General features: G+C 51.4%; 18 protein-coding genes and 1 tRNA gene. 6 read left to right on the forward strand and 13 right to left on the reverse strand.

The genetic code is table 11. The features are described from left to right. Positions 1–5: 5 nt before the first annotated feature. The 6 genes from ACVXHP_RS20955 to prmB are packed head-to-tail and all read right to left on the reverse strand — an operon-like array spanning position 6 to position 4,559. Positions 6–284 (reverse strand): YfcL family protein, encoded by a 279-nt coding sequence (locus ACVXHP_RS20955; RefSeq protein ID WP_042307051.1) that lies wholly within the window; start codon positions 282–284, stop codon positions 6–8. A gap of 32 nt (positions 285–316) precedes the next feature. After that, positions 317–865, reverse strand: coding sequence for an elongation factor P hydroxylase (locus ACVXHP_RS20960; RefSeq protein ID WP_038642365.1), 549 nt, complete (start codon positions 863–865; stop codon positions 317–319). Further along, entirely contained in the window at positions 865–1,674 is an 810-nt protein-coding gene (locus ACVXHP_RS20965; protein ID WP_447572125.1) for a sulfite exporter TauE/SafE family protein, read from the reverse strand. The genes ACVXHP_RS20960 and ACVXHP_RS20965 overlap by 1 nt, the downstream gene beginning before the upstream one ends. Next, positions 1,674–2,498, reverse strand: a complete 825-nt coding sequence (mepA, locus tag ACVXHP_RS20970) for a penicillin-insensitive murein endopeptidase (protein WP_447572126.1) — start codon at positions 2,496–2,498, stop codon at positions 1,674–1,676. The genes ACVXHP_RS20965 and mepA overlap by 1 nt, the downstream gene beginning before the upstream one ends. A 3-nt stretch (positions 2,499–2,501) precedes the next feature. Beyond that, on the reverse strand, positions 2,502–3,587 hold the full coding sequence (aroC, locus tag ACVXHP_RS20975) for a chorismate synthase (protein WP_042307046.1): 1,086 nt from the start codon (positions 3,585–3,587) through the stop codon (positions 2,502–2,504). A 39-nt stretch (positions 3,588–3,626) separates the two neighbouring features. Beyond that, a complete protein-coding gene (gene prmB / locus ACVXHP_RS20980; RefSeq protein WP_003028173.1) occupies positions 3,627–4,559 on the reverse strand; it encodes a 50S ribosomal protein L3 N(5)-glutamine methyltransferase in 933 nt (310 codons plus the stop codon). A 165-nt stretch (positions 4,560–4,724) separates the two neighbouring features. Between prmB and smrB the strand changes: the two genes are divergently transcribed. Then, positions 4,725–5,276 (forward strand): endonuclease SmrB, encoded by a 552-nt coding sequence (gene smrB, locus ACVXHP_RS20985; RefSeq protein ID WP_006683613.1) that lies wholly within the window; start codon positions 4,725–4,727, stop codon positions 5,274–5,276. A 74-nt stretch (positions 5,277–5,350) separates the two neighbouring features. On the opposite strand, the gene sixA is transcribed toward smrB, so the two are convergent. The 4 genes from sixA to ACVXHP_RS21005 all read right to left on the reverse strand — a co-directional run bounded on the left by sixA (position 5,351) and on the right by ACVXHP_RS21005 (position 9,963). Further along, a complete protein-coding gene (gene sixA / locus ACVXHP_RS20990) occupies positions 5,351–5,836 on the reverse strand; it encodes a phosphohistidine phosphatase SixA (protein ID WP_006683612.1) in 486 nt (161 codons plus the stop codon). A gap of 209 nt (positions 5,837–6,045) precedes the next feature. After that, positions 6,046–8,193, reverse strand: a complete 2,148-nt coding sequence (gene fadJ, locus ACVXHP_RS20995; protein WP_447572127.1) for a fatty acid oxidation complex subunit alpha FadJ — start codon at positions 8,191–8,193, stop codon at positions 6,046–6,048. Beyond that, on the reverse strand, positions 8,193–9,503 hold the full coding sequence (gene fadI, locus ACVXHP_RS21000; protein WP_447572128.1) for an acetyl-CoA C-acyltransferase FadI: 1,311 nt from the start codon (positions 9,501–9,503) through the stop codon (positions 8,193–8,195). The genes fadJ and fadI overlap by 1 nt, the downstream gene beginning before the upstream one ends. A 175-nt stretch (positions 9,504–9,678) precedes the next feature. Beyond that, complete coding sequence (locus tag ACVXHP_RS21005; RefSeq protein WP_003834838.1) at positions 9,679–9,963, reverse strand: YfcZ/YiiS family protein; 285 nt, start codon at positions 9,961–9,963, stop codon at positions 9,679–9,681. A 371-nt stretch (positions 9,964–10,334) separates the two neighbouring features. Between ACVXHP_RS21005 and fadL the strand changes: the two genes are divergently transcribed. Further along, positions 10,335–11,615, forward strand: a complete 1,281-nt coding sequence (gene fadL / locus ACVXHP_RS21010; protein ID WP_447572129.1) for a long-chain fatty acid transporter FadL — start codon at positions 10,335–10,337, stop codon at positions 11,613–11,615. Between the two features lie 61 nt (positions 11,616–11,676). On the opposite strand, the gene mlaA is transcribed toward fadL, so the two are convergent. Further along, positions 11,677–12,432, reverse strand: a complete 756-nt coding sequence (gene mlaA, locus ACVXHP_RS21015) for a phospholipid-binding lipoprotein MlaA (RefSeq protein WP_038642393.1) — start codon at positions 12,430–12,432, stop codon at positions 11,677–11,679. 288 nt (positions 12,433–12,720) lie between these two features. Between mlaA and ACVXHP_RS21020 the strand changes: the two genes are divergently transcribed. Next, on the forward strand, positions 12,721–13,662 hold the full coding sequence (locus ACVXHP_RS21020; RefSeq protein ID WP_447572130.1) for a formate/nitrite transporter family protein: 942 nt from the start codon (positions 12,721–12,723) through the stop codon (positions 13,660–13,662). Between the two features lie 75 nt (positions 13,663–13,737). Further along, positions 13,738–13,809: transfer RNA gene (locus ACVXHP_RS21025), tRNA-Arg, on the forward strand. A 73-nt stretch (positions 13,810–13,882) separates the two neighbouring features. Here the strand turns inward: ACVXHP_RS21025 and ACVXHP_RS21030 are convergent. Next, the gene (locus ACVXHP_RS21030; RefSeq protein WP_316129385.1) at positions 13,883–14,515 is read right to left on the reverse strand and encodes a DNA-binding protein; all 633 of its coding nucleotides are present in this window, start codon (positions 14,513–14,515) and stop codon (positions 13,883–13,885) included. A 281-nt stretch (positions 14,516–14,796) separates the two neighbouring features. On the opposite strand from ACVXHP_RS21030, the gene ACVXHP_RS21035 reads away from it, so the two are divergent. Continuing rightward, positions 14,797–15,408: a DUF1062 domain-containing protein gene (locus ACVXHP_RS21035; protein WP_447572131.1), complete on the forward strand. Its 612-nt coding sequence runs from the start codon at positions 14,797–14,799 to the stop codon at positions 15,406–15,408. 72 nt (positions 15,409–15,480) lie between these two features. Here ACVXHP_RS21035 and ACVXHP_RS21040 read toward each other — a convergent pair whose 3' ends face one another. Next, positions 15,481–17,379, reverse strand: a complete 1,899-nt coding sequence (locus tag ACVXHP_RS21040; RefSeq protein WP_447572132.1) for a methyl-accepting chemotaxis protein — start codon at positions 17,377–17,379, stop codon at positions 15,481–15,483. A 384-nt stretch (positions 17,380–17,763) separates the two neighbouring features. Here ACVXHP_RS21040 and ACVXHP_RS21045 point away from each other — a divergent pair, with 384 nt between their 5' ends. Continuing rightward, entirely contained in the window at positions 17,764–18,303 is a 540-nt protein-coding gene (locus ACVXHP_RS21045; protein ID WP_200005549.1) for a DUF2058 domain-containing protein, read from the forward strand. Positions 18,304–18,318: the final 15 nt, after the last annotated feature.

The following is an 18,318-nucleotide window of genomic DNA, read 5'->3' on the forward strand; positions in this document are numbered from 1 at the left end:
TGCAATTATTGTTTTGTCGCCTTCTGGAACAACATGTCCCACATCTCTTTCACTAACGCCTGATCCCGTGGCGAAAGTTCGCCTGCGCTAATCGCTTTTTCCAGGCTGCTGGTCACATTGGCGTACAATGCCTCAGCGGAATGGTCCTCGCCAGCATCCAGCTCTGCTACAGCCAGCGTCAGGTGCCCACGCAAGTAGCCACTGGCAAATAACTCATCATCGCTGGCGTGCTCTACCATATCGTCGATTAATGCCAGAATGCGTGATTCAAACTCCGCGATCATCTTCTTTCCTCATTGTAAACGTGGCGGCGGCTTCAGTTGAGCGCTTCGGGCCACGGGAATTGTTCCGCCTTAAGTTCAGGCGTGTGATAATAATTCTGTAACGCGTTAATAAAGCGCGCTGGACGCTCCGGGATCCCCTTTTCCAGATATTCCATCACCTGGGCATGAACACGACGCTGGAATACCACGCGATCCGGTTCAAAGTCTCCGTTCAGATTGTCGCAACTGACGTTAAACGGATAGCCCGCCGCCATGCAGAACAGCCAGTCAAACGCCTGCGGCTTCACTTCCACATCTTCAAACTGGCATTGCGTGTTCGCGTCGCGTCCGTCCGGGCAGTACCAGTAACCGAAATCGACCAGCTCACGACGCGCTTTACCCGCAATACACCAGTGTGAAATTTCGTGTAACGCGCTGGCGTAATAACCATGTGCAAAAACGATACGGTGATACGGTACTTCCGCATCAGCAGGAAGATAGATCGGTTCGTCATCGCCTTTAATCAGACGGGTATTAAATTCATCGGCAAAGCAGCCGTTAAAAATCTCAATTAACTGTTCGTAGTGATGGGTGTTATTCATTAGTTCATCCCCAGCCAGTGGAGAATCTCCTGTCCATGATTATCATAAAGTAGCTTGGCGCTCATCACGGCGGAAACAATGACGATCATTGGCCGAATGAGTTTTTGTCCTTTGCTGAGTACCAGTCGCGATCCCATCCGTGCGCCAATAAACTGGCCAATGAGCATCACAAACCCGGTCGCCCAAATCACTTTGCCGCCGAGAGCAAACAGCAACAGCCCACCGATATTCGAGGTGGCATTTAATACTTTGGCGTGGGCCGTCGATTTCGCAAGATTGTAGCCGCACAGCATGACGAAGCAGAGCGCATAAAACGATCCCGCCGCCGGACCAAAAAAGCCATCGTAAAAACCGACGCAGCCCCCGGCTATCAGCGCGAAAGGGAAACCGTGCAGTCGACGCTGCCGGTCTTCTTCGCCCACTCTGGGCATCAACAGAAAGTAGAGGCCAATACAGATAACCAGCACCGGTAGGATCTGGCGTAATATGTCGGACTGCACATGCTGGACCAACAACGCGCCGCTCATTGAGCCGATAAAGGTCATGAAGATGTTGAGCTTCTGATCCGCCAGATTAACCACGCCCCGGCGAATAAAATAGATCGAGGAAGAGATGGATCCCCCGCAGGCCTGCAGCTTATTGGTGGCCAGCGCTTGCGCGGGCGGCATTCCGGCCGCCATCAATGCCGGGATGGTGAGTAAACCGCCGCCCCCGGCCAGAGAGTCAATAAAACCTGCCAGCATAGCCACAAAAAAAAGCACACCCAACAGCAGTGGCGACACCATAAACAGAGAGACAAAATGATCCATTAGAGTACATGCTCGTCCAGTAGCGCCTGGCAGGAAGGCGGCAACGGCGGCGGTGTCTTCTTCTCAGGCTTGGTGGCTCCAGGTTTAGGAGGTTCGAACCAGCTTTGCAACTCTGCTCCACAGCCGTCACCCGGTGGAGGCAACGGTTGATCTTCGCACTCAAGGCTGTCAGCAGGACAACGCAATCGTACGTGCATATGCGCACGATGCTGGAACCACGGTCGCACTTTACGCAACCAGTCCCTGTCGGTCCCTGCATCCAGACACAGCTGCTGCTTAATCGCCGGATTCACAAAAATACGCGTGACTTCATTATCTTTTGCAGCGAGCCTAATCAGGCTGAAAATCTCCGGCTTCCACAGCGACGGCACGACATGTTTGCCATCCCGTGAGACCAGATCTAACGCCTGAGGACGCAGCAGTTGTGACTGGGTCCAGCGCGTTTTCGGCAACTGCAGGAAAATATCCACATCCAGGCCCGTCTGGTGGCTGGCATGACCGCCATTGAAACGCCCACCAGCCGGCATTCCCATATCGCCGATTAACACCGTGCCCAGCCCCAGATTATTCGCCTGATTACTCAGACGCTGGATAAACATCACCAGATCCGGATGACCAAAATAACGTCGCTGATCGGTGCGCATCACCTGATAGTGTTCAGACTGTACAGGCAGCGTATCAGCGCCAACAATACAACCATTGGAGAACGCGCCGATAGATTGCGCGCTGCCTACCACCGGATGGGTAATTTTCTGCCAGGGCGTCGCCGCCAGGCAGGCGGTGCTGGCAAAAAGAGCCAGCGCCGCAAGTGCCATTTTGTTCATCTCTTACCAGCGTGGAATATCGGTCTTCACGTCCGCGTTTTGCGCCCGCTGACGCAGCAGGTGATCCATTAATACGATCGCCAGCATTGCCTCTGCGATCGGCACGGCGCGGATCCCCACGCACGGATCGTGGCGTCCCTTTGTGATCATGTCGACTTCTTCGCCAAAGCGGTTAATCGTGCGCCCAGGGACGGTAATACTGGACGTCGGTTTCAGCGCCATATGTGCAACGATTTGCTGCCCGCTGCTGATCCCGCCCAGAATGCCGCCCGCATGGTTACTCTGGAAACCGTCTTTGGTGATTTCATCACGGTTTTGGCTGCCGCGCAGCGCGACAACGTCAAACCCATCACCAATCTCTACGCCCTTAACGGCGTTAATGCTCATCAGCGCATGGGCAATGTCGGCATCCAGGCGGTCAAAAACAGGTTCACCGAGACCCGCAGGTACGCCGCTTGCCACCACGGTGACCTTTGCTCCGATGGAGTCGCCCTCTTTTTTCAGGCCACGCATCAGTTCATCCAGCGCCTCGATTTTATCCGGGTCCGGGCAAAAGAACGGGTTAAGCTCCACCTGAGACCAGTCTTTAATCTCCAGCGGGATATCGCCCATCTGCGTCAGACAGCCGCGAATTTCAACGCCGAATTTTTCCGCCAGATATTTTTTAGCAATCGCCCCGGCCGCCACGCGCATCGCTGTTTCACGTGCGGATGAGCGTCCACCGCCACGATAGTCGCGCAGACCGTATTTTTGCTCATAGGTATAGTCGGCGTGACCAGGACGAAAAACATCCTTAATCGCGCTGTAATCCTGTGAACGCTGATCGGTATTTTCGATCAGCAGACCAATGCTGGTACCGGTGGTCACGCCTTCGAACACACCAGAGAGGATTTTCACCTGATCCGGTTCACGGCGCTGCGTAGTGTAACGCGACGTCCCCGGGCGACGTCTGTCGAGATCGTGCTGCAGGTCAGCTTCTGTCAGAGAAATGCCCGGCGGAACACCATCGACAATACAACCGAGCGCCAGCCCGTGTGATTCGCCGAATGTAGTTACGCGAAAGAGTTGCCCAATTGTGTTTCCTGCCATCACGGCTCCGTTATGAGTGTTGTGTTTGTGCGCGTGTATTTAGTCTTTATAAATGCTGAAGTGCTCGCGAGCAGCAACTAGCTGTTCTTTGGTCAGCATGAATACACCGTCACCGCCGTTGTCAAACTCCAGCCAGGTAAACGGCACATCCGGGTATTGCTCTATCAGATGTACCATGCTGTTTCCGACTTCACAAATCAGAATACCGTTATCTGACAGGTAGTCCGGGGCGTTGCCCAGAATGCGGCGAGTGAGTTTCAGCCCATCGCTACCGGACGCCAGACCTAGCTCAGGTTCATGACGATATTCGTTTGGCAGATCGGACATATCTTCCGCATCGACATACGGCGGGTTGGTCACAATCAGGTCATACTGCACTTTCAGCAGATCGCGGAACAGATCGGAGCGGATCGGCGTCACGTGATGGATCAGACCATGTTCTTCAATATTGTGTTCGGTCACCGCCAGCGCGTCAGTAGAAATATCCACCGCATCCACTTCGGCTTCCGGGAAAGCATACGCGCAGGCAATGGCAATGCAGCCGCTGCCGGTACACATATCGAGGATATGCTGCGGCTGCTCATTGATGAGGCCCGCAAAACGATTATTGATCAGTTCGCCAATCGGTGAGCGTGGAACCAGCACGCGTTCATCAACATAAAACTCATGCCCGCAGAACCAAGCTTTATTGGTCAGATAAGCAACCGGGATACGCTCGTTGACGCGGCGAATCACGCGTTCAACAATACGATGGCGCTCGCTGGAGGTCAGGCGCGCAGTGCGCATATCTTCAGGTATATCCAGCGGTAAATAGAGCGACGGCAGCACCAGCTGTACGGCCTCGTCCCATGGGTTATCGGTGCCATGGCCATACCAGATGTTCGCCGCGCTAAAACGGCTGACCGCCCAACGCAACATGTCCTGAATGGTATGCAGTTCACTCACTGCTTCATCGACGAAAATTTTATCCACGTATTCCTCCAGGGCATGCTCGTATTAATTTCGGCGGCTAGTTTGCCACGAAGACGGCGATAAATCAGCATTCACACCGAGCCTGAACGTGAAAATTGCGTTTTAAGCGATCGGATGCCCGTCGAGTCGGGTTAAACTAACGAAAATAAAAGATGAGACTCTCGAATGAAAAAGAAAACATCGCTCAGCGAGGAGGATCAGACGCTGTTTCGCCAGCTGATGACCGGCACGCGTAAAATTAAGCAAGACACTATTGTTCACCGACCGCTACGTAAAAAAATCACCGAGGTCCCGGTTAAGAGGCTGTTGCAGGAACAGGCTGATGCCAGCCACTATTTTTCTGACGAATTTCAGCCGCTGCTGAACACGGACGGTCCGGTGAGATATCTGCGTGCCGACGTCAGCCATTTCGAACTGAAGAAAATGCGTCGTGGCGACTACTCCCCGGAGCTATTTCTTGATTTGCACGGGCTGACCCAGCAGCAGGCCAAACAGGAATTAGGCGCGCTGATCGCCGCCTGTCGTCGTGAGCACGTGTTTTGTGCCTGCGTTATGCATGGCCACGGAAAGCATATTCTTAAACAGCAAACGCCTCTCTGGCTGGCACAGCATCCGCACGTGATGGCCTTTCATCAGGCGCCGAAAGAGTATGGTGGCGACGCCGCGCTGCTGGTGCTGATTGAAGTGGAAGAGTGGCTGCCGCCAGAACTTCCCTGATGCAGAAAAACAGAAAGAGCCGCGTTTGCGGCTCTTTTATTTTCCGGATGGTGGTTGTGCCTTATCCGGCCTACTTATATCGCTTTCGCCATTTTGAGGTTACACGGGCTCATCTGCCAGTTGAAAACCCCTTTTCCGCTTTCATCAAGCGTTACGCTGGCAATCGCTGACGTGGTAAACATCGGCGGAGTTTCGCCTGGGCAAAGCTCAGACACCAGATACCCCACTAAAGGCAAGTGAGAGATCACCAGCGCCGTGGCGATACCTTCATTGGCCAGTGCCTGTAAATAGGCGCTGACCAGACCGACATCGCCGCAAGGAGTCAACTCCGGCAAAACATCCACGCCGGTTGGCAGGTTCATGCATTCCCCCACCACATCCAGCGTTTGTTCGGCTCGCAGGAACGGGCTCACCAGAACGCGTTCGATATCCACTTTTTGACCTTTCAGCCAGTTCGCCATCAGGCGAGATTCGTCACAACCACAAGAGGTTAAAGGACGAACCGAATCACTGGCGGCATCGAGGGCCGCGTCGCCGTGACGCATGATAAAAACTTGCATATTGCACCGCTTTTGTTAACCAGAATCACCAATACCAGTTAGTCACAGCCCCTATTGACCGTGGTAACGATATGGTGGCCGGCATTGTGCCTTATCCATTCACCGAATGAAACGCTGTTTTTTACCTCAACGGCGTAAGTATAGTCAATCTCTGTTTACATTTTGAGCATGAGCCATACATTCAGTGCGGATTCATCCTACCTTTGACCTCATGAATTCAGGTCAGTTTCCCTACTATTCCAGAATCTTTCACCACGTTCCACCATCAGCAATAACTGCTCACACGGCGTAAACCGCGAGCCATATTGTGTTGATAGCCGTTGCAGAGCCGCAACTACTTCACCCGCGCCGAGAGAATCCATATACCGGAACGGGCCGCCGAGGAATGGCGGAAAACCAATACCAAATACAGCGCCGATGTCGCCATCACGCGCGCTGCGGACGACCTTCTCGTCGAAGCAGCGTGCTGCTTCATTGAGCATTAACATGACACACCGCTCAGCAATTTGCGTGGCGGTGAGTCGGGCCTGGCCCTGAGCGCCAATAAGCGTATAAATTGCAGGGTCGACCTGTTTTTTGCTTTTACGCCCTTTCGCCCCATAAAGATAGAAACCACGACCATTTTTTCTACCTTTGCGATCGTCATTCAAAATTGAAGCAACAACATTTGCAGGCGCGCTAAAACGTTCTCCGTACGTGGCCTCAAGCACAGGTATAATTTTAGTGCCCGTATCAATTCCGACCTCATCCAAAAGTTGGATTGGCCCAACCGGAAAACCAAACTTAACCAGCGCGGCGTCAATGACTTCAACCCGCTCGCCTTCGGTTAACAGGCGTATAGCTTCATTGATGTAAGGCGCTAAAATGCGGTTAACGTAAAACCCGGCCTTATCTCTGACGACTATCGGTGTTTTACCTTGTTTTTTCGCCAATTTGACGGTTGTTGCAATAGTCTGCTCAGAGGTCGTTGCATGCGGAATGACCTCAACCAGCGGCATTTTTTCCACCGGGCTGAAAAAGTGTAAACCAATCACTTGTTCAGGTCTGGTAGCATTAGCCGCAATATCACTAATCGGTAAAGATGAGGTATTGGAAGCAAAAATAGTATGAGGTGCGCAATTTTGCTCAACTTCTGCCACCATCTGTTGTTTCAAAGACAGATCTTCGAACACGGCTTCAATCACCAGATCGCGATGCGCAAAACCACGATAATCGGTAGATCCCGAAATTAGCGCCAGCTGTTTATCGCGCTCGCTGGCTTTGATATGACGGCGACGAACCTTCGTTTCAAGCTGATCCCAACTGTACTTCAGCGCGTGGTTGATTCCCTTAGCATTAATATCTTTGATACGGACTGGCAAGCCACCTTTACAGGCCGTCACATAGGCGATACCACCGCCCATCAAACCGCCCCCAAGAATACCTACACTGCTTAGCGGACCGGGCTTTGCATTACTGCCAGGATCCTTTTTCACGTCGGTATTGGCAAAAAAGATGTGCCGCAGCGCCTGAGACTGGGGGGTCATCGCCAGTTCCCCAAATGCGCGGGCTTCAGCGTCATAACCGCTACTGCATCCTTGTGCAAGGCCGGTTTCAATGACCTCAAGGATACGTTCCGTCGCGGGATAGTTTCCCTGCGTTTTTTGCGTCGTCTTTTTACTGGCCATACGGAATAGCAGCGCTCGTCCCAGCGGTCCCGCTAACACACGCTCACGTACGGGCAGTACCCGGTGCGCTGAACTGTCTTTTTTGGCCAGTTCAACGGCCGCTTCCAACAAAATGGACTGCGGCACGACCTCATCCACCAGCCCCACTTTAATCGCCTGTTTTGCCCGCAATTGTTTCCCTGTCAGGATCATATCCAGCGCAGTACTTACGCCAATAAGGCGTGGCAATCGTTGGGTACCCCCGGAGCCGGGCAGTAGGCCAAGCTGGACTTCCGGCAAACCCAGTACAGTTTTAGCATCATCCGTACAAATACGGTTATGGCAGGCCAGCGCCATCTCCAGGCCACCGCCCAGACAAGCGCCATGAATCGCAGCGATAACCGGGATCGGCAACGCATGAATTTCCGCCATAATCTGCTGCCCCTGGCGGGCCAGCGTTTCGGCTTCCTGCGCACTGCGGCAGCTACCAATCATGTTGATATCGGCTCCGGCGATAAAGTTATCGGGTTTCGCCGAAATAAACACCACACCGCGCAACGCTTTGTTATCGCGAATTTGTTTCAGGATGGCCCGAACCTGAGAAGCAAACTCCGCTTTCAGGGTATTCATTTTCTCTCCGGGCACATCAATGGTGACAACAGCGACGTTATCCAGACGCACGTTTAGCGTAAAAGCCGATGTCATTTCCATTATTCCGCCTCCAGAACCATTGCCGCACCCAGGCCACCTGCCGCACAGGCGGTCACTAAGCCAAAACCGCCGCCACGACGGCGTAATTCATTGAGGGTTTGCGTGATCATTCGCGCACCGGTGGCGGCGAAGGGGTGCCCATAGGCAATCGATCCGCCCAGCACGTTAAATTTACTTTCATCAACCTCGCCAGTGGCATGTGCCCTACCCAACACTTCGCGGGCAAAACGTTCGCTGCCCAGCAACTGAAGATTCGCCAGCGTTTGCGCGGCAAAGGCTTCATGCATATCGATCAAGGTTAAATCCGCCATCGTCAGGCCCGCTCTTTCCAGCGCAAGAGGCGTTGACCACGCCGGACCGAGCAGCATGTCCTGCCAGACATCAATTGCGGTGAAAGCATAACTGCGTAAGTACCCTAGCGGCACCAGCCCCAGCTCTTTAGCACGCGATTCCGTCATCAATATCACGGCGGCTGCGCCGTCCGTCAGCGGGGTACTGTTTGCCGCAGTGACGGTGCCGTGCTTTCTGTCAAACGCCGGACGCAGTTTGGCGTAATCAGCCAGCGTAGAGTTGCCGCGAATGTTGTTATCTTCGGAAAGAGGATCTTTAAACGGTGGCGCGTAGGTGGTCATCACCTCATCGGCAAGCTTTCCTTCAGCCCATGCCTGAGCGGCACGTTGATGAGAACGATGCGCCAGGGCGTCCTGCTGCTCGCGAGTAATGCCATAAGTTTTCGCCATTTGCTCGGCCGTATCCCCCATGCGTAAGCCGGTGGAATATTCAGCGACGGCTGGCGGCACAGGCATCAGGTCACGTAAACGCAGCCGGGAAAACAGTTTCAGGCGTTGCCCTGTCGTGCGGGCTTTATTGACATCCACCAGCACGCGCGCCAGTTTTTTGCTGACGCCTATCGGCAGAACTGACGACGAGTCCGCCCCGCCGGCAATTCCGGCACGAATCGTCCCCGCCATCAGGCTTTCCGCGACATTCGCCACAGCCTGGAAGCTGGTAGCGCAAGCTCGGCTTACGCTGTAGGCATCCGTGTGCACATTCATACCAGTTCCCAGCACGATTTCACGAGCAATATTGGGGGCTTCTGGCATTTGTACCACCTGGCCAAAGACCAGTTGCTCGATCACATCAGCGGGTATTTCGCTACGCGCCAGCAGTTCACCAACAACCATTTTCCCTAAATCTACAGCGGGAATGCCATGAAATGCGGTTGCCTGACGGGCAAATGGCGTACGCAATCCGCTTACGATGGCGATGCGATCGCCCTGGCGGGTAACCAGCGGTAAAGCCTGACTCATAACACTCCCCTGTAAAAATAAAAATAAGTGGTCTGACCTGATCACAGTCTTAACCAATTTTTTACATTTAGCCAAGCGGAGAGAAAAGAAAGTGGGAGCTAAGACACAGTGAATAATCACTGACTGTTACGAAAATGCCCTTGCTAACAGGTAGCAAGGGCATAAATAGAAGGGATTAACGCAGGCCCAGCTGGAAAATCAGCGTTTCAGCTTCACAAGCAAAAACAAAGTCAATATCCAGACGCACACCTTCTGACTCTTCGGTGAAGGTAGAGGTGATTTGGCAAGGCTCAGATTCCACACCACGCGCCTTTTCAGTCAGAGCGGCCAGCGTTTCTTCTGCCTCTGCGCGATTCGCGAACACACGGCTGTATGACGCGGTGCAATCGGAGTTGTCCATGATGGTGCCAACATCCATACAGCAGCAAACCGGGGTTTCATCAGCACTGCATTTACTCATTGTAGATTTCCTCTGTATTCGCACCTGAGGTGCCAGATAAACGATGGGGATATTTTACGCTCCCCTCATTCGCCTCTCCAGTCGTTAATTGTATGAAATGCGATAAGTGACCGAAATCACACTTAAAAATGATCTAAAACAAAAATCACCCAAACAGGTGAGTGCGCATACCCGCAATTTTGCCAGCTGGATCGCGTTTCCGAGATCAGAATTGAAAATATTTATAAACATACTTGCAACATTTCAGCTGGTCAGACCTATACTCTCGGCACTGGTCTGATTTCTATGTCGTACCTCAGACCCTACACTTCGCGCTCCTGTTACGGTATGTAACATTGTTTGTATAAAAATAAATCTATGAGGTTATGGTCATGAGCCAGAAAACCCTGTTTACAAAGTCTGCTCTCGCAGTCGCAGTGGCAATTATCTCCACACAGGCCTGGTCTGCAGGCTTTCAGTTAAACGAATTTTCTTCCTCTGGCCTTGGCCGGGCATATTCGGGTGAAGGCGCTATTGCAGATGATGCAGGTAACGCCAGTCGTAACCCGGCACTGATTATGATGTTCGATCGCCCCACTTTTTCAGCGGGCGCGGTGTATATCGATCCAGACGTGAATATTTCCGGTAAATCGCCATTCACCGGACGTAGCACCGACGCAGATAACATCGCCCCTACGGCGTGGGTTCCCAACGCTCATTTCGTGATGCCTATCAACGAACAGTTTGGTTGGGGGGCATCTGTCACCTCAAACTATGGTCTGGCGACCGAATTTAATGACAGTTATATCGTCGGTGAATACGGTGGGAAGACTGACCTTAAAACGGTCAACCTTAACCTGAGCGGTGCCTACCGTCTGAATGACAGTTGGAGCTTTGGTGTTGGTTTTAATGCCGTCTACGCCGATGCAAAAATTGAGCGTTATTCCGGTGAAATGACTGCGGGATTACCGAAAGTCAGCAACAAAATTGCCAGCCTGAAGGGTGACGAATGGGGCTACGGTTGGAACGCCGGTATTTTGTACGAGCTGGATAAAAATAACCGTTACGGCTTAACGTACCGCTCTGAAGTTAAAATCGACTTCGATGGCGATTACAAAAGCGGTATTCGTTCCCAGGCCAATGCGTTACCTGGCGCAGGCACCGCATTCCCATGGGGAACAACCAATGCAACCGTCCCGGGTTCTTTGACGCTTAACCTGCCGGAAATGTGGGAACTGTCGGGTTACAACCGCGTAGCTCCGCAGTGGGCAATCCACTACAGTATCGCTTACACCAGTTGGAGCCAGTTCCAGGAGTTAAAAGCGACCGGTACTAACGGACAAACCCTGTTCTATAAAGAAGAAGGTTTCCGGGATTCTTACCGTCTGGCGTTGGGTACAACCTACTATATGGATAAAAGCTGGACCTTCCGTACCGGTATCGCCTATGACGACAGCCCGGTTCCTGCGAGCAAGCGTTCCATCTCCATTCCAGACCAGGACCGCCTGTGGCTGAGTGCGGGTACGACTTACGCATTCAATGATGACGCATCTATTGATGTTGGTGTTTCTTATATGCACGGACAGAAAGTGACCGTCAAAGAAGGCCCGTATACTTTCGACTCTGAAGGTAAAGCCTGGCTGTTCGGTACCAACTTCAACTACGCATTCTGATTTTCTTCCGACGTAAAAAAGGTGAGCTTTTTTAGCTCACCTTTTTATTTGCCTCAATTCCTTACTCAGAATCGATATCTTTTAAATCATCCTGAATGGCTTTCGCGTTCGGGTTTTCTTCTGGTTTAAGTTTCCCGCCGTTCGCGATGAAGTCATGACGCTGGAAGTAGGCTTCACGTACCATGATGTAAGGGTCGGAAGACTGACGCAGCAGACCGTCGGAATCAAGTAGCTGTGCGCGGGTTTCAATCCCTTCAACGGTCCATTTACCTATCGACAACGGCCAGGTCAGCCAGGACAGTACCGGATACAGCGTATCCACCATATCGCCACCATCATCGCGCAGCGTGAAGCTACCGTAGAACGGAAGCTGCATATACGGTCCGTAACCCACGTCATAGTGGCCTAACGTACTGCCAAAGCGGTGTGGTTCAACGCGCTGTAGCTTCGGATTCGCCATACCCGCCACATCGATAAAGCCGCCCATCCCCAACAAGGTGTTCAGGAAGAAACGGGTAAAATGCACCATCCCCTGATAAGGATCGCCTTGCAGGAAATAGTTGACCATGACGGCCGGCTCTTCAAGGTTGCCCGTAAAGTTACTCAAACCATTACGCGCCGGCTGCGGGACATAATCACGCCAGGCTACGGCTACCGGTCGAACAACATAGGGATCTAAAACATTAAAGTTAAAGTTGTACATGGTGCGGTTGAACCCTTCAAATGGATCCGAACGCCCCTGCTGTTCAGTACCGGAGCTCGCACACCCCACCAAAAGTGTGGTTCCCAGCGCAAGCGCCGACAGGCGAAGCTTCATAAGTGTCTCCCTGTGTAATATGGCTATCGCTGATTGCCATCCATGACGGAACGATGACGTATCCGCCTGTTAAGATGTGAGCGATTGTAACAGCACGTCAAACGATGTCTATATACCCGGTCTTACTGATTTGATCATAGCCTGGTTATGCGCACTACGCGGCGGTTCTATTTTAGCTAACCCGATAAAAACAAACGTTACCATTTTTGCTATCTCAGACTTTCTCCCGCTGATTTTCGGATAAAAACCGCTACGCTTTAGCAATACGTGCTTATTCAGGATTCGGCTATGAATGATATTGAGAACGAAAAAATTGATCGACACAGCGACGAAATCCAGGTCGAAAGTGATGAAAAGCTAGAAGGTAAAAAGATAGAGGTCGATGAGGACAGACTCCCCTCCCGGGCGATGGCGATCCATGAACATATCCGCCAGGATGGGGAGAAAGAGATGGAACGTGATGCGATGGCGCTGCTGTGGTCGGCCATCGCTGCCGGGCTGTCGATGGGCGCCTCGTTACTGGCAAAAGGGATTTTTCACGTGCAGTTAGAAGGCGTGCCAGGCGGATTTTTACTCGAGAACCTGGGTTATACCTTCGGGTTTATCATCGTCATCATGGCCCGCCAACAACTTTTTACCGAAAATACCGTCACTGCCGTACTTCCAGTTATGCAAAACCCCACCCTCGGCAATTTTGGCCTGCTAATGCGCCTGTGGGGGGTGGTTTTACTGGGCAACATTATCGGCACCGGCATTGCGGCATGGGCCTTTGAATATATGCCGATTTTTGATGAAGAGACCCGCGACGCCTTGGTCAAAATCGGTATGGACGTGATGAAAAACAGCCCAACAGAGATGTTTTCTAACGCGATTATTTCTGGCTGGCTGATTGCCACAATGGTCTGGATGTTCCCTGCGGCTGGTGCGGCGAAGATTGTAGTCATTATTCTGATGACCTGGCTGATTGCTCTAGGCGATACCACGCATATCGTCGTCGGCTCGGTGGAAATTCTCTATCTGGTCTTTAATGGTACGCTGCACTGGAGTGATTTCCTCTGGCCCTTTGCGTTACCGACACTCGCCGGGAATATCTGCGGCGGTACGTTTATCTTTGCGCTGATGAGCCACGCGCAGATCCGCAATGATATGAGCAACAAACGCAAGGAAGAAGCCATGCTGCAAGCCAAACGCGACGAGCAAAAGCAGAAAAACCAGAAAAAACAGGCTTGAATGGTGACTGTTTGAGCAGTCAGGCGGCTTGAGATTTACCGTTGAGGGTAAAAAACGCTATACTCGTGCCGCTTCGTCCCCTTAGTTAAATGGATATAACGAGCCCCTCCTAAGGGCTAGTTGCAGGTTCGATTCCTGCAGGGGACAATCTGAGCGCTTATGTCCCTGCTAAAAACTCTTTATTTTGTGACCTAAAACGGCAGGAAAAGGCCACGTCTGCTCAGCCCTGAGCCAGGCGATAAAACGGTACAGGCCTCACCGTTGCAGTGAGATTATCAGATACCATTGTCTGACCCGTCGCTACCCGCATCCCTGATTTTCTCAACCTCAGTACGTCAGCTGCTATACGCTGGCTGCCAAACCAGAAAAGCCCGTCCAACGCCGTGACATCAAGTCCTGATTCGAGCGCCAGCTTCAGGCGTTCCCGCGGAGCTTTCACCGCTTTGGCGATCTGCTGGTAAGGGGCTTCGGTCAAACCTTCTGGATCTATGCGCCGGATACGATGCGACAGCCGGTACTGAAATTCATCCGGTATACCGTCAAGGCTTGCTTTCAGGGTATACACACACCCAAAGCGTTTACCATTGAAGATGACGTTTTTCTGGCTAAGCTGTAGCGCGTCACGCACGCTGGCGATCAATTGTGGGGTGCGAAGTAATAACAACCGAAAAGGCAGCTCAAAGCTGGTCACATAGTCCACGTTCAGTAAAGCAATACGCAGACGCTCTTCCGGGCCTGCCTTCATTTCCCGACATTCCGCAATGACGTCAGCCCATTGGCCGGTAAGTCGAGAATTTTCAGCAGCCTCTGTAAAGCTGTACTTTTCAGCCTGATAATCAATACGTCCGCTCACACGGCATTCCCTTCTGGCCACATTTCGGTATTTGCTGCTCACTTTACCAGCGACAGGCGACTACCGAAAGCCTGGCAACATAACGAATATTGACTCAACTCATATACTTAATTGTTATCACACTGCTAATCTCACGGAATTCATTTGCTGACAGACAGGGTCACCGTGTTAGAAATCTTTTTTTAACCCACTGAAAAATATCTAACAAATATTTTTCTCACATAAAAACGATGGTTCGTTCAATACGGATCCGAATTTATTTGGGTTAAAAAAGGTACGGTATGAAAGTCACATGGACTGTCACTCCTATCGGGTACCAGCGTATTGCCAAACGCTGTCCCGCATGTAATGCAAAACGCGAGTTTGCACCTTCCGGGGCCTTCAGGGTCAATTCACAAAAAAAAGTGCTCGATATCTGGAGCATTTATAAATGCACGCATTGTGAATATACGTGGAATATCTCGCTATTCTCACGGCTTCACGTCAGCAAAATTAATCGAGAGCTGTACCATCGGTTTATCACTAACGATGCCAGTACAGTTCACTACTATTCTCATGATAAAGGCACTCTGCGCCGAAACAACGCTGAGCTTGCGGGTAAGCCTGATTTTCGTGTTCAGGAGCAATGGCAGGCCAGCATCAATATTAGCCTGCACTTCGCCGTCAGCATCAGGCTTACCTGTTCTTTTCAGATCAGTGCACTATCGATATTGAAGCAGCAGCTTTTACTCAGCACGGCGGAGATTAAGAAACTAATAGATGAAGGTCATATTCGCGGTATCACCATGAAAGAACTTAAATCCCGAACGTTACGGACAGCAAATGTTGATTTTCAGTTGGCTGCGGTAACGTTGTATGCCCAGCGAAGAGTGGTTCTGGCCCAACGTGAATAGAATAAAGCTCATCCTGAGGTAATGAGCCCTCCCGATCCGACACCTTTGCCGGATCGGGATAGCGGTGTTATGTCAGACTACAAAACGATTAACCAGATCCCTCATGGTTACGGAGAGGTTATCCAGCCGCTGGCTGTCATTCGCGGCCTGAGAAACCAATGCCGCGTTTTGCTGCGTGACCTGCTCCATGGGTCTCAGCGCCTGGTTTATCTGGGAAACACCCTGCGATTGCTCTGTCGCCACCCGGGCGATATCGCCGATATATTGCTTCATCGTGGTGGTATTATCCGCCGCAGCTTTTAGCGCGGTCGCTGACGCTGTAACCAACTCAACGCCCTCGCTGATTTTTACCATATTTTGCGCCACCAGCTCGCGAATCTGGTTCGCTTCTTTAGCACAGCGCTGTGAAAGGTTGCGCACTTCACTGGCGACTACCGCAAACCCCCTGCCCATCTCTCCGGCACGTGCCGCTTCAACAGCCGCATTCAGCGCCAGCAAATTCGTCTGAAAGGAAATATCATCAATTGAAGTCACAATATTTGAGATTTCCTCACTGGAGGAGCGAATATCCCCCATGCTCTGATTTGCCGCGCTGGCGACATTACTGGCCTGGCGGACCTCTTTTTCCAATCTTATTGTCAGGAGTTCCGCTTCGCGGGCATTGTCCGCCGTTTGCGTAATCGTCGTCGAGAGCTGTTCCATACTGGCCACGGCTTCGACAATCGATGCGGCCTGTTCATCGGTGCGCTGGGCCAGATCCTGATTTCCTGCCGTAATACTGCTGCTGGCATCGTACAGCACCAGAGAGCCTTGTTTTATCTCCTGTACGATGTGCTGAATATTTTCCAGCATCGTGTTATAGGCGCGATTGAGTGAAGAAAGCTCGTCTTTCCCTGGCGTCGCCAGACGTTGAGTCAGATCGCCGTTCATACCCGCAATCTTACTTAGCGTATCGCTGAACTGACGGTGCATATTGAGTGCGATGGCTCCGGCGAACGCCAATGACGCCAGTAGCGCTAACAGGCTCACGGCCATATATATCTGCCAGTTCTTACGGGCATCCTGCGCGAGTTTTATCGCACTCTCCCACAGAAGATTCGCCGCCACATTTTCAATCTGTCGCATCACTTCAATACGCTGGGTTTGTACCTTAAACCAGACAGTAGGATCGACGTCAAATCCACCGTTCGCCGCATGGCTAAACGCGGCTTCGCGTAATGAAAGCGCTTGTGTCGCTTCGGTGGATTGTAAGCGACTTTTCAGCATGGCGGCCTGTTCAGGTGGACTCAGGCGCAACGATTGTGCCAGCCAGACATTCTGTTTACTGACCACATCGCTAAGCTGATGCAATTGCCCGTCGGCGAAATGACCAGAGGAAAAGACATTTGACAGCAGCGCTCGCTCAATACCCGCTTGTTCCTTCAAATTCAGCAGGTTGTAGTAGGCTGCAAATGAATTCGCCATCTCGCCGGAATCTGTCAACGTTCCCAACCGGCCAACAAAATTCAGTACATCAGCAATAACATTGGTATAGAACTTAACCGCCTCAGAGGCTGGCAGACCCAATTGCGTCACCTTTTCCCGAATTGTCGCCAGCGACAGAATATTTTTCTTAAACGCGGCGACAGAGGTGGTCACATCCCCTGCCTGTAAGTCCGTATCGGACAGCGAACGCACAAATACCTCAATCTCGCGCTCGGTTAAGGCCCGTTGCGCGTTTAGTTCATCTTTGAACGTCTTCCCTTCGGCCCCAAGAAACCCGACGCTCATTCCACGCTCTTTTTGCAGTTCATGCACCACATTTCCGGCACTGCGTGCGAGGGCTGTCAGCTGAGCAATATTCTCCATCTGTCGTTCTGTTTCGATGCGCGTCAATATTCCTGAACCAGCAAACCAACATAACGCCAATAATAGTGGTTGCAGCGCGATTATTAACTTCATTTTCATCGGCATTCGATAAATCCACCACATGCCACGTACCTCCCTTATCCATATTTTCGACATGGTTATCGGCGTGGTGTTGCTGCACTTTACATCTTTTCAGGAGACACATGGCTATGTATTTGGTTTAATATTGATCAATATACCTCTATATAATTAGAATAAACAGCATAAATATCCATTTATATTATATTAGCGAATCTATATTTTATTATTTGAATAATATATAGCATGTTATTTCTTATTTCAGTCAGGGTAATTATTAATCTGATGAAAAACGGAAGAAAGACACAGGATCGCTCCCGTCGCGGGTGTCGCCCAAAGAGCGACCTGCAGAGCGCGCCCCTTATCTGGCTTCCCACCGAACGTTAAGGTTATAATCCCTACAACGATTTTATTGGATTAGAAGCGACGATGACAAAACTTACCCTACAAGAACAGATGCTTAAGGCAGGTCTGGTCAGCAGCAAAAAAATGGCAAAAGTGCAGAGAACGGCAAAAAAATCGCGCGTTCAGGCTCGTGAAGCCAGAGAAGCAGTGGAAGAGAATAAAAAAGCGCAGGTCGAGCGTGATAAACAGCTCAGCGAGCAGCAAAAGCAGGCTGCGCTGTCTAAAGAGTATAAAGCGCAGATCAAGCAACTGATTGAAATGAATAAAATCACCATTTCTCGTGGCGATATTGGTTACAACTTCACTGATAATAACTTAATCAAAAAAGTCTATGTTGATAAAGTGACCCAGGCGCAGTTGATCAAGGGCCGCCTGGCTATTGCGCGTCTGACGGCTGAAAGCAGCAGCGATAGCGAATATGCCATCATTCCGGCTGTCGTCGCCGATAAAATTGCCCAGCGCGATGCAAGCTATATTGTATTAAATTGCGAGCTGAGCCAGGAAGCGAAGGACGAAGACGATCCGTATGCTGATTTTGTCATCCCTGATGATCTGATGTGGTAAGAAAAACAAGCAGAT

It is taken from the genome of Citrobacter freundii complex sp. 2025EL-00176 (assembly GCF_053309355.1).